Annotated in this window: 24 protein-coding genes; 20 read left to right on the plus strand and 4 right to left on the minus strand. The window is 60.2% G+C overall.

Annotated features, from left to right (window positions below):
* Window positions 1–31: 31 nt before the first annotated feature.
* From AC07RZ_RS02050 to AC07RZ_RS02075, 6 genes are all read left to right on the plus strand, one after another.
* Window positions 32–2,887, plus strand: coding sequence for a 2-oxoglutarate dehydrogenase E1 component (locus AC07RZ_RS02050; RefSeq protein ID WP_092392131.1), 2,856 nt, complete (start codon window positions 32–34; stop codon window positions 2,885–2,887).
* Between the two features lie 61 nt (window positions 2,888–2,948).
* Window positions 2,949–4,208, plus strand: coding sequence for a 2-oxoglutarate dehydrogenase complex dihydrolipoyllysine-residue succinyltransferase (odhB, locus tag AC07RZ_RS02055; protein WP_494666705.1), 1,260 nt, complete (start codon window positions 2,949–2,951; stop codon window positions 4,206–4,208).
* A gap of 194 nt (window positions 4,209–4,402) precedes the next feature.
* Window positions 4,403–5,830 (plus strand): dihydrolipoyl dehydrogenase, encoded by a 1,428-nt coding sequence (gene lpdA, locus AC07RZ_RS02060; protein ID WP_494666706.1) that lies wholly within the window; start codon window positions 4,403–4,405, stop codon window positions 5,828–5,830.
* 11 nt (window positions 5,831–5,841) lie between these two features.
* Window positions 5,842–6,270 (plus strand): hypothetical protein, encoded by a 429-nt coding sequence (locus AC07RZ_RS02065; protein WP_144736158.1) that lies wholly within the window; start codon window positions 5,842–5,844, stop codon window positions 6,268–6,270.
* Between the two features lie 149 nt (window positions 6,271–6,419).
* Complete coding sequence (gene zapE, locus AC07RZ_RS02070) at window positions 6,420–7,517, plus strand: cell division protein ZapE (RefSeq protein WP_494666707.1); 1,098 nt, start codon at window positions 6,420–6,422, stop codon at window positions 7,515–7,517.
* Between the two features lie 53 nt (window positions 7,518–7,570).
* Window positions 7,571–8,398 carry a hypothetical protein gene (locus tag AC07RZ_RS02075; RefSeq protein WP_494666708.1) on the plus strand — a complete coding sequence of 276 codons (828 nt, stop codon included), beginning with the start codon at window positions 7,571–7,573 and terminating at the stop codon, window positions 8,396–8,398.
* 19 nt (window positions 8,399–8,417) lie between these two features.
* Here AC07RZ_RS02075 and AC07RZ_RS02080 read toward each other — a convergent pair whose 3' ends face one another.
* A complete protein-coding gene (locus tag AC07RZ_RS02080; RefSeq protein WP_092392140.1) occupies window positions 8,418–9,224 on the minus strand; it encodes a PP2C family protein-serine/threonine phosphatase in 807 nt (268 codons plus the stop codon).
* A gap of 162 nt (window positions 9,225–9,386) precedes the next feature.
* Between AC07RZ_RS02080 and AC07RZ_RS02085 the strand changes: the two genes are divergently transcribed.
* The 3 genes from AC07RZ_RS02085 to AC07RZ_RS02095 all read left to right on the plus strand — a co-directional run bounded on the left by AC07RZ_RS02085 (window position 9,387) and on the right by AC07RZ_RS02095 (window position 13,382).
* Window positions 9,387–9,593 carry a YdcH family protein gene (locus AC07RZ_RS02085; RefSeq protein ID WP_170850937.1) on the plus strand — a complete coding sequence of 69 codons (207 nt, stop codon included), beginning with the start codon at window positions 9,387–9,389 and terminating at the stop codon, window positions 9,591–9,593.
* 57 nt (window positions 9,594–9,650) lie between these two features.
* Complete coding sequence (gene yoaA / locus AC07RZ_RS02090) at window positions 9,651–11,717, plus strand: DNA repair helicase YoaA (protein ID WP_494666709.1); 2,067 nt, start codon at window positions 9,651–9,653, stop codon at window positions 11,715–11,717.
* 210 nt (window positions 11,718–11,927) lie between these two features.
* Window positions 11,928–13,382, plus strand: a complete 1,455-nt coding sequence (locus AC07RZ_RS02095; RefSeq protein WP_144736164.1) for a Ppx/GppA phosphatase family protein — start codon at window positions 11,928–11,930, stop codon at window positions 13,380–13,382.
* 97 nt (window positions 13,383–13,479) lie between these two features.
* Here the strand turns inward: AC07RZ_RS02095 and AC07RZ_RS02100 are convergent, their stop codons facing one another.
* Window positions 13,480–14,592 carry an ABC transporter substrate-binding protein gene (locus tag AC07RZ_RS02100; RefSeq protein WP_494666710.1) on the minus strand — a complete coding sequence of 371 codons (1,113 nt, stop codon included), beginning with the start codon at window positions 14,590–14,592 and terminating at the stop codon, window positions 13,480–13,482.
* A gap of 161 nt (window positions 14,593–14,753) precedes the next feature.
* Here AC07RZ_RS02100 and AC07RZ_RS02105 point away from each other — a divergent pair, with 161 nt between their 5' ends.
* The 4 genes from AC07RZ_RS02105 (at window position 14,754) to AC07RZ_RS02120 (ending at window position 18,157) form a co-directional block, all read left to right on the plus strand.
* On the plus strand, window positions 14,754–15,215 hold the full coding sequence (locus AC07RZ_RS02105) for a hypothetical protein (RefSeq protein WP_494666711.1): 462 nt from the start codon (window positions 14,754–14,756) through the stop codon (window positions 15,213–15,215).
* A gap of 253 nt (window positions 15,216–15,468) precedes the next feature.
* On the plus strand, window positions 15,469–16,236 hold the full coding sequence (locus tag AC07RZ_RS02110; RefSeq protein ID WP_092392150.1) for a GNAT family N-acetyltransferase: 768 nt from the start codon (window positions 15,469–15,471) through the stop codon (window positions 16,234–16,236).
* Window positions 16,233–17,117, plus strand: coding sequence for a UDP-2,3-diacylglucosamine diphosphatase (locus AC07RZ_RS02115; RefSeq protein WP_494666712.1), 885 nt, complete (start codon window positions 16,233–16,235; stop codon window positions 17,115–17,117). Before AC07RZ_RS02110 ends, AC07RZ_RS02115 begins: the two co-directional genes overlap by 4 nt.
* Window positions 17,099–18,157: a glycosyltransferase family 4 protein gene (locus AC07RZ_RS02120; protein ID WP_494666713.1), complete on the plus strand. Its 1,059-nt coding sequence runs from the start codon at window positions 17,099–17,101 to the stop codon at window positions 18,155–18,157. The genes AC07RZ_RS02115 and AC07RZ_RS02120 overlap by 19 nt, the downstream gene beginning before the upstream one ends.
* Window positions 18,158–18,276: 119 nt before the next feature.
* Here AC07RZ_RS02120 and AC07RZ_RS02125 read toward each other — a convergent pair whose 3' ends face one another.
* On the minus strand, window positions 18,277–19,089 hold the full coding sequence (locus AC07RZ_RS02125) for an outer membrane protein assembly factor BamD (protein ID WP_092392156.1): 813 nt from the start codon (window positions 19,087–19,089) through the stop codon (window positions 18,277–18,279).
* A 56-nt stretch (window positions 19,090–19,145) separates the two neighbouring features.
* On the opposite strand from AC07RZ_RS02125, the gene AC07RZ_RS02130 reads away from it, so the two are divergent.
* Both AC07RZ_RS02130 and pgeF read left to right on the plus strand, forming a co-directional pair.
* A complete protein-coding gene (locus AC07RZ_RS02130) occupies window positions 19,146–20,198 on the plus strand; it encodes an RluA family pseudouridine synthase (RefSeq protein ID WP_144736174.1) in 1,053 nt (350 codons plus the stop codon).
* Between the two features lie 46 nt (window positions 20,199–20,244).
* A complete protein-coding gene (gene pgeF / locus AC07RZ_RS02135) occupies window positions 20,245–21,012 on the plus strand; it encodes a peptidoglycan editing factor PgeF (RefSeq protein ID WP_494666714.1) in 768 nt (255 codons plus the stop codon).
* Between the two features lie 10 nt (window positions 21,013–21,022).
* Here pgeF and AC07RZ_RS02140 read toward each other — a convergent pair whose 3' ends face one another.
* Window positions 21,023–21,289, minus strand: coding sequence for a hypothetical protein (locus AC07RZ_RS02140; protein ID WP_494666715.1), 267 nt, complete (start codon window positions 21,287–21,289; stop codon window positions 21,023–21,025).
* A gap of 68 nt (window positions 21,290–21,357) precedes the next feature.
* On the opposite strand from AC07RZ_RS02140, the gene phaC reads away from it, so the two are divergent.
* From phaC to AC07RZ_RS02165, 5 genes are all read left to right on the plus strand, one after another.
* Window positions 21,358–23,136, plus strand: a complete 1,779-nt coding sequence (gene phaC, locus AC07RZ_RS02145) for a class I poly(R)-hydroxyalkanoic acid synthase (RefSeq protein WP_494666716.1) — start codon at window positions 21,358–21,360, stop codon at window positions 23,134–23,136.
* A gap of 82 nt (window positions 23,137–23,218) precedes the next feature.
* Window positions 23,219–23,959, plus strand: a complete 741-nt coding sequence (locus AC07RZ_RS02150) for a 3-ketoacyl-ACP reductase (RefSeq protein ID WP_092392166.1) — start codon at window positions 23,219–23,221, stop codon at window positions 23,957–23,959.
* A 184-nt stretch (window positions 23,960–24,143) separates the two neighbouring features.
* On the plus strand, window positions 24,144–24,707 hold the full coding sequence (gene phaR / locus AC07RZ_RS02155) for a polyhydroxyalkanoate synthesis repressor PhaR (protein ID WP_144736180.1): 564 nt from the start codon (window positions 24,144–24,146) through the stop codon (window positions 24,705–24,707).
* Window positions 24,708–24,809: 102 nt separating this feature from the next.
* Window positions 24,810–26,198 (plus strand): 30S ribosomal protein S12 methylthiotransferase RimO, encoded by a 1,389-nt coding sequence (rimO, locus tag AC07RZ_RS02160; protein WP_144736514.1) that lies wholly within the window; start codon window positions 24,810–24,812, stop codon window positions 26,196–26,198.
* Window positions 26,195–26,632 carry a hypothetical protein gene (locus tag AC07RZ_RS02165; protein WP_494666717.1) on the plus strand — a complete coding sequence of 146 codons (438 nt, stop codon included), beginning with the start codon at window positions 26,195–26,197 and terminating at the stop codon, window positions 26,630–26,632. Before rimO ends, AC07RZ_RS02165 begins: the two co-directional genes overlap by 4 nt.
* Window positions 26,633–26,641 lie beyond the last annotated feature (9 nt).

Consider the following 26,641-nt stretch of genomic DNA (forward strand, 5'->3'; position numbering starts at 1 on the left):
ATCTCGCGAAACGCGAAGAAAGGTGAGCAAGATGATGCAACAATACCGCTCTAATTCTTATCTCTTCGGAGGTAATGCACCGTACATTGAAGAGCTGTACGAGTCATACCTCGACAATCCCGGTTCAGTAGCCGACAACTGGCGTGCTTATTTCGACGCCATGCAGCACGTGCCAGCCGTCGACGGCACCGACAAACCTGACGTAGGCCACGCTTCCGTCATCGCCTCGTTTGCCGAGCGCGCCAAACACGGTCCCATCCGCACCATCTCCGCTTCGGCCGACGCCGAAATGGGTCGCAAACGCGTTGCTGCAACGCAATTGATTGCCGCCTACCGCTACCTCGGCTCTCGCTGGGCCAACCTGGATCCGCTGCAACGCCAGGAACGCTCCGTACTGCCTGAACTGGAACCGAGTTTCTACGGTTTCACCGATGCCGACATGGACATCGTGTTCAACATCAGCAACACCTACTTCGGCACCGAAACCGCTACGCTGCGCGACCTGCTCAATTCGCTGCGCGACACGTACTGCCGTTCGATCGGTACCGAATACATGTACATCAGCGATCCGACTGAAAAGCGCTGGATGCAAGAGCGCCTGGAGTCGACCCGCTCGGCGCCGGTATTCACCGCCGAGAAGAAAAAGCACATCCTCGACCGCCTGACCGCGGCCGAAGGCCTGGAGCGCTACCTGCACACCCGCTATGTCGGCCAGAAGCGTTTCTCGCTGGAAGGCGGCGAAAGCTTCATCGTGTCGCTGGATGAAACCATCCAGCGCGCCGGCGAAAAGGGCATCCAGGAAATCGTGATCGGCATGGCCCACCGCGGCCGCCTGAACGTGCTGGTCAACACCCTGGGCAAGATGCCGCAGGAACTGTTCGCCGAATTCGAAGGCAAGCACGCCGACGACCTGCCGGCCGGCGACGTCAAGTATCACCAAGGTTTCTCGTCCGACATCACCAGCCCAGGCGGCCCGGTGCACCTGTCGCTGGCGTTCAACCCGTCGCACCTGGAAATCGTCAACCCGGTGGTTGAAGGTTCGGTCAAGGCCCGCATGGAACGCCGCGGCGATGCCGACGGTTCGCAAGTGCTGCCGATCCTGGTGCACGGCGACGCCGCATTTGCCGGCCAGGGCGTCGTGATGGAAACGCTGAACCTGGCGCAGACACGCGGCTACGGCACAGGCGGCACGGTGCATATCGTGATCAACAACCAGATCGGCTTCACCACTTCCGATCCGCGCGATTCCCGTTCCACGCTGTATTGCTCGGACGTGGTCAAGATGATCGAAGCGCCGGTGCTGCACGTCAACGGCGACGATCCTGAAGCGGTGGTGTACGCGACCCAGATCGCGCTCGACTACCGTATCGAGTTCAAGAAAGATATCGTGGTCGATATCATCTGCTTCCGCAAACTGGGCCACAACGAGCAAGATACGCCGGCGCTGACCCAGCCGCTGATGTACAAGAAGATCGGCCAGCATCCAGGCACCCGCAAGCTGTATGCGGACAAGCTGGTGGCGCAAGGCACGATCGGCGCCGACGATGGCGACGCCATGGTCAAGGCATTCCGCGATGCGATGGACGCCGGCAAGCACACCATCGATCCGGTCATCACCAACTTCAAGAGCAAATACGCGGTCGACTGGCTGCCGTTCCTGAACCGCAAGTGGACCGACGCCGCCGACACTTCGGTGCCGGTGACCGAACTGAAGCGCCTGGCCGCACGCATCACTACCGTACCGGAAAACTTCAAGGTCCACGCGCTGGTCGAAAAAGTACTGAACGACCGCGCTGCCATGGGCCGCGGCGAACTCAACCTCGACTGGGGCATGGGCGAGCACCTGGCCTACGCATCGCTGGTGTCGTCGGGTTATGCGATCCGCCTGACCGGCCAGGACGCCGGCCGCGGCACGTTCGTCCACCGCCACGCCGTGCTGCATGACCAGAACCGCGAACGCTGGGATGCCGGCAGCTACATTCCGCTGCAAAACATCTCCGACCAGCAGGCGCCGTTCAAGGTGATCGACTCGGTCCTGTCGGAAGAAGCGGTGCTCGGTTTCGAATACGGTTATTCCACCGCGGAGCCAAACACGCTGACGATCTGGGAAGCGCAATTCGGCGACTTCGCCAACGGCGCCCAGGTCGTGATCGACCAGTTCATCAGCTCCGGTGAAGTGAAGTGGGGCCGCGCTTCCGGCCTGGTCATGATGCTGCCGCACGGTTACGAAGGCCAGGGTCCGGAACACTCGTCGGCACGCCTGGAACGTTACCTGCAGCTGTGCGCTGACAACAACATGCAAGTGGTGCAGCCGACTACCGCCGCGCAGATTTTCCATCTGCTGCGCCGCCAGATGATCCGCCTGTTCCGCAAGCCGCTGGTGATCATGACGCCGAAGTCGCTGCTGCGTAACAAGGATGCCGGTTCGCCGTTGTCCGACTTCACCAAGGGCAGCTTCCAGACCGTGATCGGCGAAGTCGACGACAAGATCGATCCTAAAAAGGTCAAGCGCGTCATCGCCTGTTCCGGCAAGGTGTATTACGACCTGGTCAACGCACGCAAGGAACGCGGCCAGACCGACGTCGCAATCATCCGCCTGGAACAGCTGTATCCGTTCCCGCACAAGGCGTTTGCCGCCGAGTTGAAGCAGTTCCCGAACTTCAACGAGCTGGTATGGACCCAGGACGAGCCGCAGAACCAAGGCGCATGGCTGCAGATCCAGCACAATATTTTTGAAAACCTGGACGAAGGCCAGAAACTCGCCTATGCAGGCCGTCCAGCCAGCGCATCGCCAGCGGTCGGTTATTACGACAAGCACTATGCGCAGCAAAAAGCGTTGCTGGACACAGCATTTTCCAAGCTCAAAGGCTTTGTTCTTACAAAATAATTGATGACTGGGCACGCCATGCATGGCGTGCCCGACGCACACCCCAATATCGGAGAATTAAATGGCTCTTCTAGAAGTAAAAGTTCCGCAGCTGTCGGAATCGGTTGCTGAAGCGACTTTGTTGACATGGCATAAAAAAATCGGCGACGCTGTCAAGCGCGACGAAAACCTGATCGATATCGAGACCGACAAGGTTGTACTGGAACTGCCGGCGCCAGCCGACGGCGTGATCGTCCAGCTGATCAAGGGCGACGGCAGCACCGTGGTTGCGGATGAAGTCATCGCCGTGATCGACACCGACGCTTCGGCCAAGGTCAGCCCGATGGAAGTGGCGGCCGTGCCTGTGCCGCAGAGCGGCAACGCGCCGACGCCAGTGGCCGCGCCTGAACTGCAATCGAAATCGGCAGCCGGCATCGCCATGCCTGCGGCAGCCAAACTGCTGGCCGAAAACAACCTGTCGGCGGCGCAAGTCGACGGCAGCGGCAAAGACGGCCGTGTCACCAAGGGCGACGCCCTGGGCGCCATCGCCAACAAGCCGGCAGCGCCAGCACCGCTGGCAGCCGCTCCAGCCAAGCCGGCCCTGCAGCAAGTCGCAGCGCCAACCAAGGCCAGCCTGGACGACCGTCCGGAAGAGCGCGTGCCGATGAGCCGCCTGCGCGCACGTATCGCCGAGCGCCTGGTGCAGTCGCAATCGACCAACGCCATCCTGACGACATTCAATGAAGTCAACATGCAGCCGGTCATGGACCTGCGCACCAAGTACAAGGACAAGTTCGAAAAGGAACACGGCGTCAAGCTGGGTTTCATGTCGTTCTTCGTCAAGGCTGCGGTTGCGGCGCTGAAGAAATACCCGATCGTCAATGCATCGGTGGACGGCAACGACATCGTCTACCACGGCTATTTCGATATCGGCATCGCAGTCGGTTCGCCGCGCGGCCTGGTAGTGCCGGTATTGCGTGACGCCGACCAGATGTCGATCGCCGACATCGAAAAGAAAATCGGCGAATTCGGCGCCAAGGCCAAGGACGGCAAGCTGACGCTGGACGATCTGACCGGCGGCACTTTCTCGATCTCGAACGGCGGCACGTTCGGTTCGATGCTGTCGACGCCGATCATCAACCCGCCGCAATCGGCAATCCTGGGCGTGCATGCGACCAAGGACCGCGCGGTGGTTGAAAACGGCCAGATCGTGATCCGTCCGATGAACTACCTGGCAATGTCTTATGATCACCGTATCATCGATGGTCGTGAAGCCGTGCTGGCCCTGGTTGCGATGAAGGAAGCGCTGGAAGATCCGGCCCGCCTGTTGCTGGACCTGTAAGCGTCAAGTCTCGCCAGGCGAGAGCGCCCTGACTCTTGTTTCCCGAGGGGAAAGTGGAGCAGGGCGCATCGTTTAGGTGGCTTGGTAAATGATGAGCGCCTTGCCACTGTGATTTTTACCCGAGCCGCAAGCCGGCTGCCTGAGTTGACGGCATACGGGCATGAGTTGGCAAGGCAATAATTCGAAGGATGGAAATGAGCAAACAATTTGATGTCGTTGTGATCGGTGGCGGTCCCGGCGGCTATATCGCAGCAATCCGCGCCGCGCAGCTGGGCTTCAATACTGCCTGTATCGATGAATGGAAAAACGCCAAGAACGGCCCTGCGCCGGGCGGCACCTGCACCAACGTAGGCTGCATCCCATCCAAGGCGTTGCTGCAATCGTCCGAGCACTACGAACACGCCGGCCATGCGTTCGCCGACCACGGTATCGAAGTCAAGGGCCTGGGACTGAACCTGGGGCAGATGCTGGCGCGCAAGGATAGCGTCGTCAAGCAGAACAACGAAGGCATCCTGTACCTGTTCAAGAAGAACAAGGTCACCTTTTTCCATGGCCGCGGCTCGTTCGTCAAGGGCGATGCCAGCGCTTACGAAATCAAGGTCGCCGGCGCTGCCGAAGAAACCATCACTGCCAAGCACATCATCCTGGCTACCGGCTCCAATCCCCGCGCCTTGCCGGGCACGCCGTTTGACGAAAAACTGATCCTGTCCAATACCGGCGCACTGGCAATTGACGCGGTTCCGGCTAAACTGGGTGTTATCGGCGCTGGTGTAATCGGCCTCGAAATGGGGAGCGTCTGGCGTCGTCTCGGCTCGGATGTCAGCGTGCTGGAAGCATTGCCGACTTTCCTCGGCGCGGTCGACGAGCAGATCGCCAAGGAAGCCGCCAAGCTGTTCACCAAGCAAGGCTTGAAAGTCAGCCTGGGCGTCAAGATCGGCGCCATCACGGCTGGCAAGAACGATGTCACGGTGGAATATGTCGACGCCGCCGGCGCAGCGCAAAAAGCAGTGTACGACAAGCTGATCGTATCGATCGGCCGTATCCCCAACACCATCGGCCTGAACGGCGAAGGCGTTGGCCTGCAGCTGGACGAGCGCGGTTTCATCGCCGTCGACGGCGATTGCAAGACCAACCTGCCGAACGTCTGGGCGGTGGGCGACGTGGTGCGCGGCCCGATGCTGGCGCACAAGGCCGAGGAAGAAGGCGTGGCGGTTGCCGAGCGTATTGCCGGACAGCACGGCCATGTGAACTTCAATACCATTCCTTGGGTGATCTACACTTCGCCGGAAATTGCATGGGTCGGCAAGACAGAACAACAACTGAAGGCAGATGGAGTAGCATACAAGGCGGGTACTTTCCCGTTCCTGGCCAATGGCCGGGCGCGCGCCTTGGGTGATACCTCGGGCATGGTCAAGTTCCTGGCGGACGCCAAGACTGACGAAATCCTGGGTGTCCACATTGTTGGTCCAATGGCATCGGAATTGATTTCAGAAGCCGTGGTGGCGATGGAATTCCGCGCATCTGCGGAAGACATCGCCCGTATCTGCCACGCGCACCCGTCCTTGTCGGAAGCGACCAAGGAAGCGGCGCTGGCGGTCGACAAACGGTCCCTGAATTTCTAAGGGAGAAGCATATGCGCGATTCGTTATCACCGTTGATATTGTCGTTAGGCCTTGCATTGTCCGGCTGCGCGACTACAGCGTCGGATAACGGCCGCGTGCAGATCGAGGCCATCTCCGACAGCCAGCAGCTGGCTGGCGCGCGCTGCGTGGTGAAAACCGACAGCAGCCGCTGGAATGTGGTCACACCTGGCAATGTCCTGATTGTCGAAGCCGACGGCGACCTGCATGTGGTCTGCAACAAGCCCGGCTACCGTACGTCTGAAGTGGTGTACCGCGCGCCGCCCGGGCTGAATTCGCCGAGCATCGGCATCGGCGCCACCGGAGGCAGCGGCGGCATAGGTGCGGTCGGCCTTGGCCTGGGGGCAAACCTGCCGCTCAGTTTCGGCGGCAAGGAAAAAGCCTACCCTAGCCGGGTACTGGTAGAGATGGGGCGGTCATAGTTGCTGGATGTACTGCCGGTTTGATGTGGGTGAGCGAAAGCTCGCCCATTTTTATTTTTAGCGGCTTAATCAAACAACACGGTTGGTTTTTTGCCAATCCGTGAAGCCGGCAAACCGGTTTTGGCTTTTCATCAAGAATTGAAAACACAATGAACGTCTTAGAGTTTTATGAACAGGCACTGACGCAACGAGGTTTCCAGGCGGACGATGCGCAACGGCGCGCGGTCGATCGCCTGCAGCAGGCTTACGATGAATGGGTCGAGTACAAGGCGCAGCGTTCCAATTCCTTCAAGCGCCTGATCCTGCGGCCGGATGTGCCGCGCGGCGTGTACATGTGGGGCGGGGTGGGGCGCGGCAAGTCGTTTCTGATGGACAGCTTTTATTCGGTGGTGCCGGTGGTGCGCAAGACGCGCCTGCATTTCCATGAATTCATGCGCGCCGTGCACCGCCAGCTGGACGAGCTCAAGGGCGTCGCCGATCCGCTCGATGAAGTGGCGAAACGGGTCGCCAGGAAATACCGGCTGATCTGTTTTGACGAATTCCACGTGTCCGACATCGCCGACGCCATGATTCTCTATAACCTGCTGAAAGCCTTGTTCGACAACGGCGTGTCGTTCGTGATGACCTCGAACTACGAGCCGAGCACGCTGTATCCCGACGGCTTGCACCGGGATCGCATGCTGCCCACCATCAAGCTGCTGCAAGACAACCTGGACGTGATGAATATCGATGCCGGCATCGATTACCGCAAGCGCGCCCTGGAGCAGGTCGAGAGCTACCATTCGCCGCTCAACGCCGATACCGACCGCGCCTTGCGCCATGCGTTTGCCGGCGTTGCCGAGACTGCCGACGAAGATCCGATAGTCGATATCGAAGCGCGCAAAATCAAGGCCCTGCGCCGGGCCGGCGGCGTCATCTGGTTCGATTTCAGCACCTTGTGCGGCGGCCCGCGTTCGCAAAACGATTACCTCGAAATTGCCAGCCGCTTCCATACGGTGATATTGTCCGGTATTCCGCAAATGTCGGCGGCGATGTCGTCCGAGGCGCGCCGGTTTACCTGGCTGATCGATGTGTTCTATGATCACAAGATCAAGTTGATCATGTCGGCCGCGGTAGAGCCGGACCAGCTGTACACGCAAGGCATGCTGGCCAACGAGTTCCACCGCACCGTGTCGCGTATCATGGAGATGCAGTCGCGCGAGTACATGGATAGCGAGCGGCGTTCCGAGGCCGACTCTATCGTATAAGTTGTATAAGTAAGGCTGTAAAGAAAATAACGTATAGAAATGGATAGGTTTACGTGGAATTTGCCCCTTTGATCCTGGCCCCTTTGTCATCGCCGCTGGCGCCCGAGCGTCGCCAGCGCCCGCTCTTGCTGGGCATGGCTGCACTGCTGCTGGCGCTGTGCGCCGGCCCTGCCGTCCTGGCCGCCGACATCGAACTCAAGCCGGTAGACCAGCCGGCCGCCGAGCTGAGTGCGCGCTACCCGCTGGAAACGCTGACTTCGGTGGAAACCGCGAACCGGGCGCTGGCCGATGTCGCCGACGCCAAGGCTGAAGTCGAGGCGCGCGACCTGGAACAGCGCCGGGCCTGCTATCAGAAATTCTTCGTCAACCACTGCCTCGACATCGCCAAGGAACAGCGGCGCCTGGCGATGAAGACCATCCGTCCGATCGACATCACCGCCAACGCTTTCTTGCGCAAGGACCGGGCCGACGAGCGCGACAAGGCGCTGGAAGTGCACGATGCCGGGCAGCCGGCCGAAGCAGCGCAGAAAGCCCAGGATCAGCAGGCGAAAGAAGTGAGCAACGCGGAAAAGGTCAAGCAGGGCGCGGCAAAGGACAAGGAAGTCGCCGCCAATACCCGCAAGCACATGGGCGAGGCCGACAAGCGGGTGGCCGAGCATAACGCCAAACTGCAAAAAGCGCGGCAGGATGAGGCCGCGAAGGCATCGGAGCGGGCTGCGAATGTCGCCGCTTTCGAGAAAAAGGCAAAGGATTCGGCAGCACGCCAGAAGGAAGTTGCCGACAACAAGGCCGCCAAGGCCAAGGACCTGGCGGCCAAGAAGGCTGCCGCCGCGCCAGCGGCGCCGGCAGCAGCAACGCCGCCGCCGGCTTCCGCTCCGTAACCCGGGCCAGCCGTGCGGCTTACACCGCGCGGCGCATCTTCTTGACGGTGTAGTTCTGCGCTTCCTTGGGCAGCGCCACCAGTTTGACGATCGCAAAAGTGCAATTGTCGGCAGCATGGCCTTCGGCGCGCTTGCGAGTCTTGGTGATCAGCATTTCAGCCGCATCGCGCGGCTTGTTCATGGCGATGGCCGCACCCAGTTCATCTTCCGTAAAGTAGTGCCAAAGTCCATCCGAGCACAGCAGGAAGGCATCGCCAGCCTTGAGGCCGGTGTAGCGGCTGATGCTGACCGTGGGCGTATCGGTGCTCGACCCCAGCGCGTTGAGCAGGATGTTGGAGAGGTTGTGCGATTTCGCCTCGCTGCGCGATAGCTTGCCTTCGCTCACCAGCTTCTCGACGTAGGAATGGTCGATGGTGTGTTCTGCGAAATTGGGCCCCTCGAAGCGGTACAGGCGTGAATCGCCGACATGGCCCCAGGTAGCCGTGCCATCCGGCGACAGCACCAGGATCACCATGGTGGTATGCGGATCCTTGTCGTTGGAAAAGCCGCTCAGCTTGATGACGGTGTGGGTCTCCAGCGCGATGTTCTGCAGCATGGTCTCGACATTGTCGATCAGCGGCGAGAAACCTTCGAAGATCTGCTTGGCGGTGCAGATCACCTGCTCGGCAGCCAGTGCGCCGCCGCTGCGGCCGCCCATGCCGTCGGCGAGTACTGCCATCATGTAACCCGGTGCTTTTGGGGCAGTGAATAATGCGGTCCGGTCCTGTTGTTCCTGGCGGTCACCGATGTGTTGGCCGGTGCCGGCTTCGATCTTGTATTGGCTCATTCGTCTGGGTAGATTAAACTGCATCCTGTTCTAGGTAATTCTGGATCCGGCGTCAAATCGCCATTCATTCACAGTAATACAGTATGAAGTTGATGGGAAATATTATACGCAGGAATGATTTTCAACGTGTTTCCATATGTTAACATTTTCCAACGCTAGAATATGACCATGATCGATCGAGAAGAAATCCTGCGCCGCATTATAGAACTTGAAGTCGAACATCGCGACCTGGATGCGGCCATTCATACCATGACAAATCAGGTCTTGCACGAAGAATTGCAGTTGCGCCGCCTGAAAAAGCGCAAATTGCAACTGAAAGACCAGATCACGCTGTTAAGAATGCAATTAATTCCCGACATCCCTGCCTGATAGCCCACCCCGTGGCTGGTAGGATAACCGTCCAGCCTCAGCTTTAAGTAAGTTACCTTGACCGAAGATACATCCCCCATTGCCGCCGAAAGCGTCGCCGCTGTAGCCGCCGCTGCGCCAGCCGGCACGCACGACGCCGACATCGATCGCCTGTTCGCCAGTACCGGCCCGCTTGGGCAGGCGGTCGGCGGCTTCCGGCCGCGCCAGGCGCAGACCGAAATGGCGAAAGCCATCGCCGACGCCATCGCCCAGCAGCGCACGCTGATTGCCGAAGCCGGCACCGGCACCGGCAAGACCTTCGCCTACCTGGTGCCGGCCTTGCTGTGGGGCGGCAAGGTGATTGTCTCGACCGGCACCAAGAACCTGCAGGACCAGCTGTTCTTGCGCGACATCCCGACCGTGCGCAGGGCGCTCAGCGCGCCGGTCTCGGTGGCGCTGCTGAAAGGGCGCGCCAACTACGTCTGCCATTTCCACCTGGAGCGCACGCTGCAGAACGGCCGCATGACGTCGCGCGAGGATGTCGGCTACCTGCGCGAAATTTCCCGTTTCATGAAAACCACTTCGTCCGGCGACAAGGCGGAGTTGTCCAATGTGCCGGAAACCGCGCCGATCTGGAACCTGGTGACTTCGACCCGCGATACCTGCATGGGCGCCGAGTGCCAGTATTACCAGGACTGCTTCGTGATGAAGGCGCGCAAGGAAGCGCAGCAGGCTGACGTGGTGGTGGTCAACCACCACCTGTTCTTTGCCGACGTCGCCTTGAAGGATACCGGCGTCGCCGAGCTGCTGCCTTCGGCCAACACCATCATCTTCGATGAAGCGCACCAGTTGCCTGAGGTCGCCACTTTATTTTTCGGCAATACCGTCTCTACCTCGCAGATCCTGGAGCTGTGCCGCGACGTGCTGGCGGAAGGCTTGTCGCATGCGCGCGACGGCGCCGACTGGGGGCAGGTGGTGCTGCCGGTGGAAAAGGCCGCGCGCGACCTGCGCCTGGCTTTTCCGCAGGACGTGGTGCGGCTGGCGGTCAACCAGATTGCTGCCTCGAGCATATTCTTCCCGGCGCTGGAAACCATGCGGGCACAGCTGCACGGCATGATCGCCGTCCTGGAAAAGCAGGCGGAGCGGGCCGAAACCATCGAGCAGTGCCGCACCCGCGCGGTCGAGCTGGGCTACAAGCTGGACGGCTGGAACAGCGCGCCTGCTGCGGCTGGCGGCAAGCCGCCGAAGAAAGCCAAGGCCGCCGACGCAGAGGACGACGAAGGCAGCGTGCTGTGGGTGGAAGCCTTTTCTTCTTCCCTGCAGCTGCACCAGACGCCCTTGTCGATAGCGCCGATTTTCAACAAGCAGCGTGAGGGCGTGGCGCGTTCCTGGATCTTCACTTCGGCCACGCTAGCAGTGAAGAACGATTTCCAGCACTACGCCTCGCAAATGGGCCTGTGGGACGAGCCGGCGCAGTCCTGGCCCAGTCCCTTCGACTATGGCGAGCAAGGTTTGCTATACGTGCCGCAGAACCTGCCGCAGCCCAATTCGCCGGACTATACCGACGCCGTCATCGACGCTGCGCTGCCGGTGATCGAAGCCTCCGGCGGCCGCGCATTCCTGCTGTGCACCACAATACGCGCGGTGAACCGCGCGGCCGAGCGGCTGCGGGCCGAATTCGAAGCGCGCCACCTGGATTTCCCCTTGATGGTGCAGGGCGAGGCCGGGCGCACCGAGCTGCTGGACCGTTTCCGCGCCGCCGGCAACGCCGTGCTGATCGGCAGCCAGAGCTTCTGGGAGGGCGTCGACGTGCGCGGCGAGGCGCTGTCGCTGGTGATCATCGACAAGCTGCCGTTCTCGCCGCCGGACGATCCGGTGCTGGCGGCGCGCATAGACGCGCTGGAATCGAAGGGCATGAACGGTTTCATGCATCACCAGTTGCCGGCAGCCATCATTAACCTGAAGCAGGGCGCCGGCCGCCTGATCCGCGACGAAACCGACCGCGGCGTCCTGATGATCTGCGATCCGCGCCTGATTTCCAAGGGCTACGGCCGCCGCATCTGGCAGAGCCTGCCGCCGTTCAAGCGGACCCGCGAACTGAGCGCGGTGCAGGCATTCTGGAGCGGCGAGACGGTCGGCAGCTAACTGTCCGCGCTTGTGAGAGGATGTGGTCTGCCGCAACACCGTCGCGCTGTCGTTTCGGCTTGCCGAGATCGGTTGCGATCGGCTAAGCTGCCCTGACGGTTTGTCATCAGCATGTAATAATCCGGCTCTATTGTCGCAGTTCGTCGCAGTGTCTAATCCCGGCCGGCCAGGCCGGTTTTTCTCGAACGCTCGTTTGGATAAAGGTAAGCAATGTTTGCAGCAGTGGATTTGGGGTCGAACAGTTTCCGTTTGCATATAGGCAAATACAATGGTGATGCGATCCGTGTCATCAAGAGTGCGCGCGACCCGATCCGACTGGCTGCCGGCCTTGACGCCAAAGGTTACCTGACCGAACAGGCGATGCAGGTTGCGCTGGATTCGCTGTCGCGCTTCCGCAGCATCCTGGCCGACTACCAGCTGGAAGCGGTGCGGGTGGTGGCTACCAACACCTTGCGCGTGGCCAAGAATGCGGCGGAATTCCTGCCAATCGCCGAACAGGTCATCGGCTATCCGATTGAAATCATTTCGGGCGAAGAGGAAGGCCGGCTGATCTATATGGGCGTCGCCAGCATGCTGCGCCTGCCGAATGAAAAAAGGCTGGTGCTGGATATCGGCGGCGGCTCTACCGAGCTGATCCTGGGGCGCGGCCAGCAGATCGAACGGGTCGAATCGTTCGGCATCGGCACGGTCAACCAGAGCCTGGCGTTTTTCGCCGACGGCCAGATCACGGCCGAGGCTTACGACGCGGCCGTGCTGTCCGCCCGCAGTCATTTCGAAGACGCCGCGCCGCCGTACCGGCCGCAAAACTGGAGCCATGCGTATGGCTCTTCCGGCACGATCCGGGCGATTGCCGAGACTATCGAAAAAAACGCCCTGGGCGACCATCGCCTGTCGTACACCAGCCTGGAAGCCCTGCGCGCGCGTTTCGTCGAGTTCGGCCACGTCAGCCGGATCGACCTGCTGGGCATGAAGCCGGAGCGCGCCGCGGTCATGGTCGGCGGCCTGGCGGTGCTGATCGGCCTGATGCAGGAACTCGGCATCGAAGTGATCCAGCCGATCGAAGCCGGCCTGCGCATGGGCGTGATGTGGGACCTGCAGTTGCGCGGCACGCGGCTGGACCGGCGCGACCAGTCGGTGCACGATTTTTCCCAGCGTTTCCATGTAGACCAGCTGCGCGCCAGCCGGGTCGCCGAAACCGCAACCTCGCTGTTCGACATGCTCAAGCCCAGCAGCGACGGCCTCAGCCAGTACCTGCACTGGAGCGCCTTGCTGCATGAAGTCGGGCTGGTGGTGTCGCAGAGCGGTTATCACAAGCATGCCGCCTACCTGATCGAGAACGCCGACCTGTCCGGTTTCACGACCCGCGAACAGCGCGCCATGAGCATGCTGATCCTTGGCCAGAAGGGCAACCTGCGCAAGATCAGCGATGCGCTGCTGGATCCGGATTTTTCCAAGGCGGTGCTGGCTTTGCGCCTGGCGGTGATGTTCCTGCACTCGCGGATCGAGATCGACCTCGACGAATTGCGCCTGAAGATGAAGAGCAAGATCGAACTCGACATCAAGCGCGACTGGATTGAAGACCATCCCACCGCGACTTACTGGATGACCAAGGAGCAGGATTGGTGGCGCGAGATCGGCGTCGATTTTGCCATCCGCAGGACCTGATTGCCTGCAGCAGCCGGCGCGGCATCAAGCCGCGCCGGTTTTTTTTGATTTGTTCCCTGATTTGTCCTATTTGCCGCTGAAGTGCGGCTGGGCTGCTTCAGTAAGTCAGTCCGCTGGACTTGTTGAACAGCGCCATGTCGACATAGCTGGAGAGGTGGTTGCTGTCGGCGACGTCGCCCACCATGTAGCCGCCAATGTCGAAACCGCCGCCGGGAATGGCGTATTCGCCCTGGCCGGCGGCGCGTTTGCCGGCCGGCAGCAGGCGCAGCCATGATTTTGCCGCGGTAAATCCCTCCAGCGTCAATGCCGACACCGGCTCGTCGCGATACTTCCGCATCATGTTCAAATGTTCCAGCTGTATCGACGAGCTGCCGATGTTGGGGTTCGGGACGACTTGCGAGAACACCGTCCACTCCACCGCCTTGCCGCCTGCCAGCTGGCGCAGCGTGGTCAGGTTGGTGAGGGACGAGCCGGCGACGAAGGTTTGCGGCGCCAGCTTGCGGAATTCCTTCAGGAATACTCCCGCATTCACGGTATCGGCGATCATGATCACGAACCCCGGCTTGGCGCTGGCCAGCTGCGCCGTTTCGCTGCGCATCCTGGCGAGATCGTTGCCGAGGTGGACCGTGCCGCTAAGCCTGATGCCGCTTTCCTTCATCTGGTCGGCCAGGCGCCGGTAAGCGTCGGCGGTGGCGGCCGATTCCTGGTACACCACGCCGACGTCCTTGATGCCGAGCTTGTCGAAATGGGAAAATATATGGCGGATTTCCTGCTGGTAGCTGGGCCGCCAGAACAGGACTTTGGCGTCTTTCCGGTAATCGGCGCCGGCCAGCGGCGCGTACAGCGTCAGGCCGCTGCGCTTGAATTCGGCGGAGTCCAGCACGGCCCGGGTGACATCGTCGCCGACGCCGCCGAACAGGTAAGAGGCGTGGGCCTGGGTGATCAGCTCGGCGACCGCTTTCACCGCCTGGTCGGCCTGGCCGCGGTCGTCGCGCACCAGGTACTGGATGCGGCGGCCGTTGATCCCGCCTTTGGCGTTGAGCACGTCGAAATAGGTCTTGATGCCCGCCACGTAATCGCGCCCGAGGTCGGCATTGGGGCCGGACAGGTCGATGGCCTGGCCGACCACGATGGCGTCGGCCGCCGCATTCGCCAGCAGCGGCAGGCACAGCGCAAGGCCGGCCAGATACTTGCACAAAAAGCGTTTCAAGTTTAAGTTCATCGGAAAGTCGAAATATGGCGGAGGAGGAGTCGCGATTCTGGTTGTAAATTGTGACGGCTTGATGAATTTGTTGTGTTTGTTGAAGCTGTTCTTGCCGACGATGGAATAATTGTATATATTATTTATACGATTTAATTTTGGAGAGTTGAATGGTTACCAGTAAAATTGTGAAACGTGTCGTCAAAAAGCCGGTTGCAGCGCCAAAAGCCGTTGCCAAGGCCAAGCCTGTTGCGCGTCCAGCTGCCAAGCCGGCGGCAAAAACCGCTGCCAAGCCAGCAGTGAAGGCAGCCGCAAAGCCTTTGCCTAAGCCCTCGCTGGCTACCAAGCCGATTGCAGCCAAACCAGCGCCAAGCATCAAGTCGCTGCCGGATTTGAAAGGCAAGGTAAAGAAAGCCAAGCTGGTGCGCGACAGTTTCACCATGCCGGCCGATGAGTACCAGGTGCTGGGCGACGTCAAGAAAACATTCTTGAAAGCCGGCCTGGAAGTGAAGAAGAGCGAGCTGCTGCGGGTCGGCGTTGCCTTGATCCGCGAACTGGGCCTGGCCAACCTGAAACTGGCCGTGGCCAGCCTGCCGCCGGTGAAGGCGGGCCGTCCGAAGAAGGAAAAATAAGACAGCCCGGCTGTACCGCGCAGTGCGCTGAACGGGGTCCGGATTTGTGCGATGGCGAAAGCCGGCGTGCAAGTCCGGACCCCGTTTTCCTATGGGCGGCATATGCGCGGCCTATCGAAAAACAGCCGCACCCAGATCGTTTTGATTGCATTTTCGACACTGTTGCTATGTCATAAAACCGAAATAAACCTGTCATTTTCTTGAAGTAATCCGTGGTTAGGCTTGTCATCGTCACAATCAGAAAGGACGATGAATGCAACTACTAACGAATCCTGGCGAAGCAAGTACGAGTGTTTCCAAGTTGACGGTTAGTCTTGCCAGTACGCCGGAAGAAGTACGCGAGGTGCAGCGTCTGCGCTACAAGGTTTTTATCGAGACGATGGGCTTGTCCGCGCTGGCCAATGCAGATGGCCTGGACAGCGATGAATTCGATTCTTACTGCGATCATCTGATCGTGCGCGACACCAACACCTTGCGCGTAGTTGGCACCTATCGCGTCATGAGCCCGCATGCGGCAAGAAGCATGGGGCGTTATTACTCGGAACAGGAATTCGACCTCGGCCGCCTCGACAACCTGCGCAGCAGCATTGCCGAAGCCGGGCGCGCCTGCATCGATCCCGAATACCGCAGCGGCAGCGTCATCATGCTGCTGTGGGCCGGCCTGGCGGCCTTCATGCGGCGCGAACGCTGCGACTACCTGATGGGCTGCGCCAGCGTCAGCCTGGCCGACGGCGGGCACAACGCCGCTGCCTTGTACCACAGCCTGGAGCCGGGCAATTTCGCTCCGGCCGAATACCGGGTCACGCCGCATGTGCCGTTTCCGGTCCATGAGCGCGAAGCCGGCCATGTAGCACAGATGCCGCCGCTGCTGAAAGGCTATCTGCGCAGCGGCGCCTGGGTCTGCGGCGACCCCGCCTGGGATCCGGATTTCCACTCTGCCGATTTTTTCCTGCTGCTGCCCTTGTCCAAGCTGGACCAGCGCTATGCGCGCCACTATCTTAAAGAAACGAGGGCGACATGAAACCAGGCGAACAGTTTCTGGAAGCTGCGTTGTTTGGCGCCAATTCCGGCGCCGGCGTTAGCGCCGGCACCGGCGCCAAGCGAGATCCGATCCGCTTTCGCACCATCTGGATTTCCGATGTCCACCTGGGAACCACCGGCTGCCAGGCCGCTCGCCTGCTGGAATTTTTGCGCGCGACCGAGTCGGACACCCTGTACCTGGTCGGCGACATCATCGACGGCTGGCAGCTGAAGCGCCGCTGGTACTGGGACCAGGTCCACAACAACGTAGTGCAAACGGTGCTGAAAAAAGCGCGCAAGGGAACCGAGGTGATTTTTGTGCCCGGCAACCATGACGAGGCTGTGCGCCAATTCATCGATCTGGACTTCGGCGGCATCCGGATTCGCGATGAATTGGTGCATACCACCGCACAGGGAAAACGCATGCTGGTGCTGCACGGCGACCGTTTCGACGGCGTGATCGCCTGCGCCAAATGGCTGGCGTACGTGGGCGACAGCCTGTACACCGTGATCCTGAAATTCAACCAATGGTTCAACGGCTGGCGCGCACGCGCCGGCCTGCCTTACTGGTCGCTCTCGCAATACCTGAAGCTGAAGGTGAAAAACGCCGTGAACTACATTTCTTCATTTGAAGATGCATTGGCGGCGGAAGCGCAGAAGAAGGGCCTGGACGGCGTCATTTGCGGCCATATCCACAAGCCGGAAATCCGCGACATCAACGGCATCAAGTATTGCAACGACGGCGACTGGGTGGAAAGCCTGTCGGCGCTGGTGGAAGAAGCCAGCGGCGAATTGCGCCTGGTGACCTGGCAGGAAATCATGCAGCAAAAGAATCCGGTGTCCGGCAAGAAGGTTAAAGAACTATGCGAATTGCCATCGTAACGGACGCCGGGCAATCGCAGATCAACGGGGTAGTCAATACTTTGCGCGCCACCAGCGCGTGCCTGCGCCATAACGGCCACGAAGTGCTGCTGCTCAGTCCCGACGATTTCCCGACTTTCGCCTGTCCCACCTATCCGGAAATCCGCCTGGCGCACAAGCCTTACGCCAGGATCGCGGCCAGCCTGAAAGCGTTTGGGCCCGACTGCATCCATATTTCGACCGAAGGGCCGATGGGCCTGGCCGCCAGGCGTTTCTGCCTGCGCCAGGGAATAGGCTTTACGACCGCCTACCATACCCGTTTCCCCGAGTACCTGAGCGCGCGTTCGATCCTGCCCAAGGCGCTGACCTACCGCTGGCTGCGCTGGTTTCACGGGCCTTCGAAAGCGGTGATGGTGCCGACGCCGCATGTGCTCAAGGAGCTGGAACAGCGCGGCTTCCGCCATCTGGTGTTGTGGGGCCGAGGGGTGGATACCGAGCGTTTCAAGCCGGTCGACGAGGACCACGCTTGCATCGCCCGCCCGTTGTACCTGTACGTCGGCAGGGTGGCGGTGGAAAAGAATATCGAGTCGTTCCTGCAGGTTGACCTGCCGGGCAGCAAATGGGTGATCGGCGACGGCCCGCTGCGCGAAGAGCTGCAGCAGCGTTATCCGGATGTGCAGTTCCTGGGCGCCAAGCCGCACCATGAGCTCACCTCGTATTACAACTGCGCCGACGTGATGGTGTTTCCCAGCCATACCGACACCTTCGGGCTGGTCATGGTCGAAGCGATGGCATGCGGGGTGCCGGTCGCCGCTTATCCGGTCGCCGGTCCGCTCGATGTGGTGGCGCACGGGCGCTCCGGGATACTGGACGAGGACTTGACCTCGGCTTGCCTGCGGGCCCTGGCGCTGGACCGGCGCGAGGTGCGAGAACATGCGCTGGAATATTCCTGGGAGTACGCTACGCAGCAGTTCCAGCAGCATCTGTTCCAGATCCATGGGGTGAAAGCGCGTCCCAATAATCTGCTGGCCGGTAGGTCACGGCCCGCTTCCGGCCTTTGACAGGCCAAGCCGTTCAGGCAAGAAAGACTACTGGCCAGCGCGTGGCGACAAGCGCCGCCTCAAAATAAAATGCCCCGTTTGGAAGAACGGGGCATTTTTATTTAGTGCGAGCCTGGCTGTTACCAGAATTTCCACCAAGGCGCTTTGACCACCTTGGTGCTGTCGGTGCCGGTGCCTCCGACATACTTGCTGTTCGGGTAGGTTTTCTTCAGCACGCGCTCAGCGTCGTCATGCAATTGCGTCAGGCCCAGGGCTTCGTAAGACTGCACCATGATATGCAGCGCTTCTTCCACCGCCGGCGCATCGCGATATTGCTGGATGGCGCTTTGCGCACGGTCGGCAGCCGCTACATACGCGCCGCGGCGGTAGTAGTAGCTGGCGACGTGGACGTCGTACTGCGCCAGCGCATTCACCAGGTATTTCATGCGCGCCAGCGAATCGGGAGCGTAGGTGCTCTCCGGGAAGCGGACTACCACTTGCTTGAAGGCGTCGAATGCATCGCGCGCCGCTTTCGGATCGCGCTCGGTGGCGTCTTCGCTCGACAGGAAGTCGAAAATGCTGATCTTGTCGTTGAAGTTGACCAGGCCGCGCAGGTAGTACATATAGTCTACGTTAGGATGGTTCGGATGCAGCTTGATGAAGCGGTCAATCGCCGCCAGCGCCTCAGGCTGCTCGCCTTGCCGGTAGTGGGCATAGGCGATATCCATCTGCGCCTGTTGCGCGTAGGTGCCGAACGGATAACGCGATTCCAGCTTTTCAAAGTACTTAATTGCCTTATCGTAGCCGCCGCTGTTCATTTCATCCTTGGCCTCCGAGTATAATCGGGGAGCGGACCAGTTTGCGGTTTCATCGACTTTGTCTGGCAATAAGCCACACGCAGATAAGGATAGAGCGAATGCGACAGCAGCTAGTTTTAAGAGTCTTTTTTGCATAGTGGTTTGCAAGATTGCGCGTGTTTACGTGTATTAACAACGATTGATTATAGCTGATGGGACTTCAAGTGATGTCATTTACCAAGCCAAATTTGGCTGAAAGTCTGCCTGACGCTGATTTAGAGGCCGATATCGACTATGTCGACGACGGCGTCGACGATGGCGACGCGGCTACTGCCAGCGCGCCGATAGTACTGCAATTGACTCCGGATGTCTGCGGCACGCGCCTGGATAAAGTGGTTTCAACCCTGGTGCCGCAATATTCGCGCAGCCGCATCCAGCAGTGGATAGAAGCCGGGCACGTTACCGTCGACGGCAAGCCGGGCACCACCAAGATGACCACCTACGGCGATGAAACCGTGGTGGTGCTGCCGCAGCCGGCGCCCGACGAAAAGGCGTTCACGCCGGAAGACATGGCGCTGGATGTGGTTTACGAAGATGCGGCAATTATTGTCATCAACAAGCCGGCCGGACTGGTGGTGCATCCCGCCGCCGGCAACTGGTCCGGAACCTTGCTCAACGGCCTGCTGTTCCGCTGGCCGGCGTTGGCAGGAGTGCCGCGCGCCGGCATCGTGCATCGCCTGGACAAGGATACCAGCGGCCTGATGGTGGTCGCCAAGACGCTGGAAGCGCAGACCGACCTGGTGCGCCAGCTGCAGGCCCGTACCGTCAAGCGCCAGTACCTGGCGCTGGTGTGGGGCACGCCGCAGCTGAACGGGACCGTGGACAGCCCCATGGCGCGCCATCCGCGCGACCGCATCAAGATGGCGGTATCCGACAGCCTGATCGCCAAGCCCGCCATCACTCACTACCAGCGGCTGGCGACCGGTTTGCTGGACAGGCGTCCGGTCAGCCTCATGGGTTGCCGCCTGGAAACCGGGCGTACCCACCAGATCCGCGTCCACATGCAGTCGCTCGGGTTTTCGCTGGTGGGCGACGCCTTGTACGGCAAACAACACCTGATGCCGGCTTTCCCGCGCCAGGCCCTGCAGGCGTCGCGCCTGGGCCTGATCCATCCGAGCACGGGCAAGGCTTGCGAATGGCATGCGCCGCTGCCGGAGGATTTCGCGGCGCTGCTGGTGCGCGCCGGCATGAGCGTGCCGGAATGACGATCGCGGTTTTGTGAGTTAAACGGAAAGAAGGAGCCTTCGGCGCATGCAATTGATCATTCCGGACTGGCCCGGGCTGCCGCCGAATATCGGCGCTTTTGCCACCTTGCGCAGCGGCGGCGCCAGCCAGGGGCCGTATGACGACGGCAGCGGCGGCGGCGGCCTCAATCTCGGCAGCCATGTCGGCGACCTGCCGCCCGCGGTCGAATCGAACCGTGCGCAACTGGATGTCTTGCTGCCGGCGTCGCCGCTGTGGCTGGCGCAAGTCCACGGCCATCATGTGGTCGACGCCGGCGCTGCCGTCGCCGGCGTCGAAGCGGATGCCGCCATTGCCACCCGGGCCGGCGTAGTGTGCACAATACAGACCGCCGATTGCCTGCCGGTCTTGTTTGCCGATATGGACGGCGCCGTGGTCGGCGCCGCGCATGCCGGCTGGCGCGGACTGCAGGGCGGGGTGCTGCAAAATACCGTGGCGCGCATGCGCGCCGCCGGCGCCGGGCCGATTGCCGCCTGGCTGGGCGCCGCCATCGGTCCCGAACGTTTCGAGGTCGGCGCCGATGTGCTGGCGGCATTCGCCGACGCGGCGCCGGCTGGCCAGGCAAGGCAGCAGGCCGAAGCCTGCTTTGCGCCGATCGCGCAGCGGCCGGGCAAATACCTGGCCGACATTTATCAGCTGGCGCGGCTTGCGCTGCGCTCGGCAGATGTGCAGAATGTTTACGGCGGCGGATTGTGCACGGTCAGCGACCGGAGTTTTTATTCCTACCGCCGCGACCATGTGACCGGCCGCATGGCTTCGCTGATCTGGCTGAAATGACCGGCGCCGCTTATGGTTTGGCTGATTCCGGTTTTTCTTGCGAAGCAGGTGTCTCGGCGGTTGCGGCGGCGGCAGCTTTTTGCTGTGCCGCCAGCCTGTCAGAATTTTCAGTGCGCTGACGATTTCTCTTGCGTTTCGGCGTGCCCATCAGGTATAAAACAATTGTCAAAGGAAAAACACCGTACAGTAAAAAAGTCATCACGCCGGCAACTGGAGTAGCCTCTGTAATTGCCATCATGAAGACAACGTAAATCCATGCGATGGCGACGATATGCATTTTGGTTCCTGCTCTAGAGTCAATCCGATAAAAGATACACGAAAATAAGCCAAAACAACGGTCACCGCATGAATACGCCTAATTTTTCCGTCTTCGATCCTGCCGCATTGTCGCAACTCTCGCAGCAATTCAGTCAAGCCTTCAATCCCCAGTTCCTCCAGCAGCTCGGCCATATAGCCGACCCCGGCATGTTCCTCGGCTTCAATCCAGCCGCGCAAAACCAGAACGGCGCGGCGGGTTTCGGCGAGCTCGGCATTTCGCTCGATCCGGCGGTGCTGGAAAAGCTGCAGGCGGAATACACGGAGCAGCTGTCCGCGCTGTGGAAGGACATGCTGGCAGCGCGCATACCGGCCATCGCCGACCGCCGTTTCAGCGCCGCGGCCTGGCATGACAATCCGCTGCATGCGTTCAATGCAGCAGCCTACCTGCTGAATGCCCACTTCCTGAACGCGATGGTCGAAGCGCTGGACGCGCCGCCCAAGCTCAAGCGCAAGATCAGCTTTACCGTGCAGCAGATGATCGACGCCATGGCGCCTTCCAATTTTCTCGCGACCAATCCGGCGGCGCAGCAGAAAATTGTCGAAACCAATGGTGAAAGCCTGACCAAGGGCATTGCCCAGATGATCGCGGACATGCACAAGGGCCGGGTGTCGCAGACCGACGAATCGGCCTTCGAGGTCGGCAAGGATGTGGCCACCACCGAAGGCGCGGTGGTATTTGAAAACGACCTGTTCCAGCTGATCCAGTACACGCCGCTGACCGCCAAGGTGTACCAGCGGCCACTGCTGATCGTGCCGCCTTGCATCAACAAATTCTATATCCTCGACCTGCAGCCGCAGAACTCGCTGGTGCGCTATGCGGTGGAACAGGGGCACAGCGTGTTCCTGGTTTCCTGGCGCAACGCCGATGAATCGATGGCGCACGTCACCTGGGACCAATATATCGTCGATGGCGCAATCCGTGCGATCCAGGCGGTGCAGGAGATAAGCGGCCAGGACCAGATCAACACGCTCGGTTTCTGCGTCGGCGGCACGATCCTGTCGACCGCCCTGGCAAAGCTGGCGGCGGAAAAAAACAATCCGGTCGCCAGCCTGACCTTGCTCACTGCTTTCCTGGATTTCAGCGATACCGGCATCCTCGACGTATACATCGACGACCTGCAGATCCGCATGCGGGAACAGGCCATCGGCCAGGGCGGCCTGATGCCTGGACGTGAATTCGGTTCTGCGTTTTCCAGCTTGCGTCCCAACGACCTGCTGTGGAATTATGTCGAATCGAACTACCTGAAAGGCGAGCAGCCGACGCCTTTCGATCTGCTGTACTGGAACGCCGACAGCACCAATTTGCCGGGCCCGATGTTTTGCTACTACCTCCGCCACATGTACCTGGACAATGCGCTGAAGGAGGCCGGCGCGCTGACGGTAGGCGGGCAAAAGATCGACCTCGGCAAGATCGATGCGCCGGCTTTCATCTATGCCTCGCGCGACGATCATATCGTGCCCTGGACCTCGGCCTATGCCTCGGTTTCCCTGCTCAATCCTGGGAAACCGAAACAGAACCGCTTCGTGCTCGGCGCTTCCGGCCACATCGCCGGCGTGATCAATCCGCCGGCAAAGAAGAAGCGAAGTTATTGGACCGGCAACGCAGCCGGCAAGGCAGGCGCCGTGGATGCCGAAACCTGGATGGCGGCGGCAGTTGAGCATCCTGGCAGCTGGTGGACTGAATGGACCGGATTTTTATCCGAACATGCAGGAAAACAAGTGGCCGCGCCGCGCAAATTGGGAAATACTCAGTACAGCGTCATCGAACCTGCGCCGGGCCGGTATGTCAAAGTCAGGGCAGAATAAAACACAGCGAGAAGACTGTAGGGGAAGTTGTAGTCACGAAGCAGATGGATTTTTTGAATCGTTTTTTTGAAGGAGACAAGAGATGGCAAAGCGAATCGTTTATGTGACAGGGGGAATGGGCGGCATCGGTACCCCAATTTGTACTCGTCTTTGCACAGATGGTTTTACCGTGGTAGCCGGCTGCGGGCCGAATTCCACGCGCAAGGATAAATGGCTGGCCGACATGCGCGCCAAGGGTTTCGATATCCATGCTTCGGAAGGCAACGTCTCCAACTGGGAATCGACCAAGGCAGCGTTCGACAAGGTCAAGGCGGAAGTCGGCGAAGTCGATATCCTCATCAATAACGCCGGCATTACCCGCGACGGCCAGTTCCGCAAGATGTCCAAGGCAGACTGGGACGCGGTCATCGACACCAACCTGAATTCGCTGTTCAACGTTACCAAGCAGGTCATCGACGGCATGGCGGACCGCGGCTGGGGACGGATTGTCAATATTTCATCGGTCAACGGCCAGAAGGGCCAGTTCGGCCAGACCAACTACTCGACCGCAAAAGCCGGCATCCATGGATTTACCATGGCGCTGGCGCAGGAAGTGGCGACCAAGGGCGTTACCGTCAATACCGTGTCGCCGGGTTATGTCGGCACCGACATGGTGCGTTCGATCCGCCCGGACGTGCTGGAAAAAATCGTTGCCGGGATCCCGGTAAAGCGCCTGGGGGAACCGGAAGAAATCGCTTCCATCATCTCCTGGATCGTGTCGGAAGAAGGCGGCTACGCCACCGGTTCCGACTTCTCGCTGAACGGCGGCCTGCACATGGGCTGATGCGGTTTCCCGCATGGATTGCGAGTCCATGCGGGTTATTGCCATGCTTGTTTGTACTGCAATGCAATAAAACTCCCTGCACTGTCTTTGCACATGCATATAATGGAGATGTACTGTAGCAAAACGTCGATTGCTAAAGTAACAAATATAAAATGCGTTATGGGCGCAGCAACCTGGGACTGAAATGACTACACCAAAAAAAATGTCTGAACGTTTGATCAAGAAGTATCCGAATCGTCGCCTCTACGATACGCAAACCAGTTCATACATTACCCTGACGGACGTCAAGCAGCTGGTGCTGGACAACGAAGAGTTCGTTGTGCTGGACGCCAAGACCGACGACGACCTGACACGCAGCATCCTGCTGCAGATCATCCTGGAAGAAGAGTCGAACGGCACGCCCATGTTTTCCAGCGCGGCGCTGTCGCAGATCATCCGCTACTACGGCCACGCCATGCAGGGAATGATGGGTTCTTACCTGGAAAAGAACATCCAGGCTTTCATCGATATCCAGAACAAGCTCACCGAGAATTCCAAGGGTTTTTACGAAGGCAAGCCTTTCAGCCCGGAAATGTGGGCGCAGTTCATGAATGTCCAGGGGCCGATGATGCAGGGCATGATGAGCAACTACATCGAACAGAGCAAAGGCCTGTTCATCCAGATGCAGGAGCAGATGCAAAACCAGACCAAGAACATGTTCGGCACTTTCCCGTTTGCGCCGCCGCCGCCGGACAAGACAAAAAAATAATCATTGAGGCAAGCCCCGCGACAGGTTTTTACGAACCTTGCAGGGTAACCATGGCGGTGGAAGGGGTACAATAGCGACTTTGCTTTGACCCCATCTCCCGCCATGCCCAACGTCATCTCCGCCGCGCCAGCCGCACTCCCAGCATTAGCCGCCCCCAAAGTCGGTTTTGTATCCCTTGGTTGTCCCAAGGCGCTGGTCGATTCCGAACAGATCCTGACCCAGCTGCGCGCGGAAGGTTATGAAACTGCCAAGTCGTACCAAGGCGCCGACCTTGTAATCGTCAATACCTGCGGCTTTATTGATGCCGCAGTGCAAGAGTCGCTGGACGCCATCGGCGAAGCGCTGAGCGAAAACGGCAAGGTCATCGTGACCGGCTGCCTGGGCGCCAAGAAGGATGCCGACGGCGACGACATCATCCAGAAGATCCACCCGAAGGTGCTGGAAGTGACCGGCCCGCATGCGGTCGGCGAAGTCATGTTTGCCGTGCACAAGCACCTGCCCAAGCCGCACGCGCCGTTCTTCGACCTGCTGCCGCCGCAGGGCGTCAAGCTGACGCCCAAGCATTTCGCTTACCTGAAAATATCGGAAGGCTGTAACCACCGTTGCAGTTTTTGCATCATCCCGTCGATGCGCGGCGACCTGGTGTCGCGCCCGATCGCCGACGTCATGCTGGAAGCCGAGAACCTGTTCAAGGCCGGCGTCAAGGAACTGCTGGTGATTTCGCAAGATACCAGCGCCTACGGCGTCGACGTCAAGTTCCGCATGGGTTTCTGGAACGGCAAACCGGTCAAGACCCACATGACGCAGCTGGTCACCGCGCTGGGCGAACTGGCGGCCCAGTACGGCGCCTGGGTGCGCCTGCACTACGTTTATCCTTACCCGCACGTCGACCAGATCATCCCGCTGATGGCGGAAGGCAAGGTGCTGCCTTACCTGGACGTGCCGCTGCAGCATGCCCATCCCGATGTGCTGAAGCGCATGAAACGCCCGGCCAGCGGCGAAAAGAACATCGAGCGGATCCAGGCCTGGCGTGCGATGTGCCCGGACCTGACCATCCGCTCCACGTTTATCGCCGGTTTCCCCGGCGAAACCGACGCCGAGTTCGAATACCTGCTGGATTTCCTGAAAGAGGCGGAAATCGACCGCCTCGGCTGCTTCGCCTATTCGCCGGTGGAAGGCGCCACCGCCAACGCCCTGGACAATCCGGTGCCGGAAGAACTGCGCGAAGAGCGCCGCGGCCGCGTGATGCAGCTGCAAGAGGAAATTTCCAAGAAACGCCTGCAAGCCAAGGTCGGCAAGACCATGCGCGTGCTGATCGATTCGGTCGACCGCAACGGCGGCGTTGGCCGCTCCAGCGCCGATGCGCCGGAAATCGACGGCGTGGTGTACGTCAAGCCGCCGTATGAACCGCACAAGAAGCTGGTGGTCGGCGAGTTTGTCGACGTCACCGTCACCGCCTCCGATGCGCATGATTTGTGGGCCGCTGCATGATGGCAGGGAAGGTTGCTGTTGCACTGACCTTGCTGGCTGGTTTTGCCGCTGCCCCGGTGCTGGCGGATAACGGAAGTATTGCCGGCGCGCCGCTAACCGTGATTGCGGCGCAAGACCGGTTCGCCACGCCGCTGACCTTGCGCGGCACGCTGGGCGATGCCCAGATCGAAATGCATTTGCGGCAGAAACCGGATCCGAGCGAAGGCATCCAGGGCAGCTATGTGATTGCCGGCCAATCCGCTAAAATCCTGCTGGCCGGCGAAGCGGACAATGCCGATATCCTCATGGAAGAATCCGTCAACGGCAAGGACGTTTCCGGCGAGTGGGCTGGCAAACTTGTCGGCAATACTTTCATCGGCACCTGGTCCACCACCGACGATGCGGTGACCAAGCCTTTCGCCTTGACCATCCAGGCAACCAGAGCCGTCAAATAAAACCATCAT

The organism is Collimonas sp. GW821-FHT07E08 (assembly GCF_059418905.1).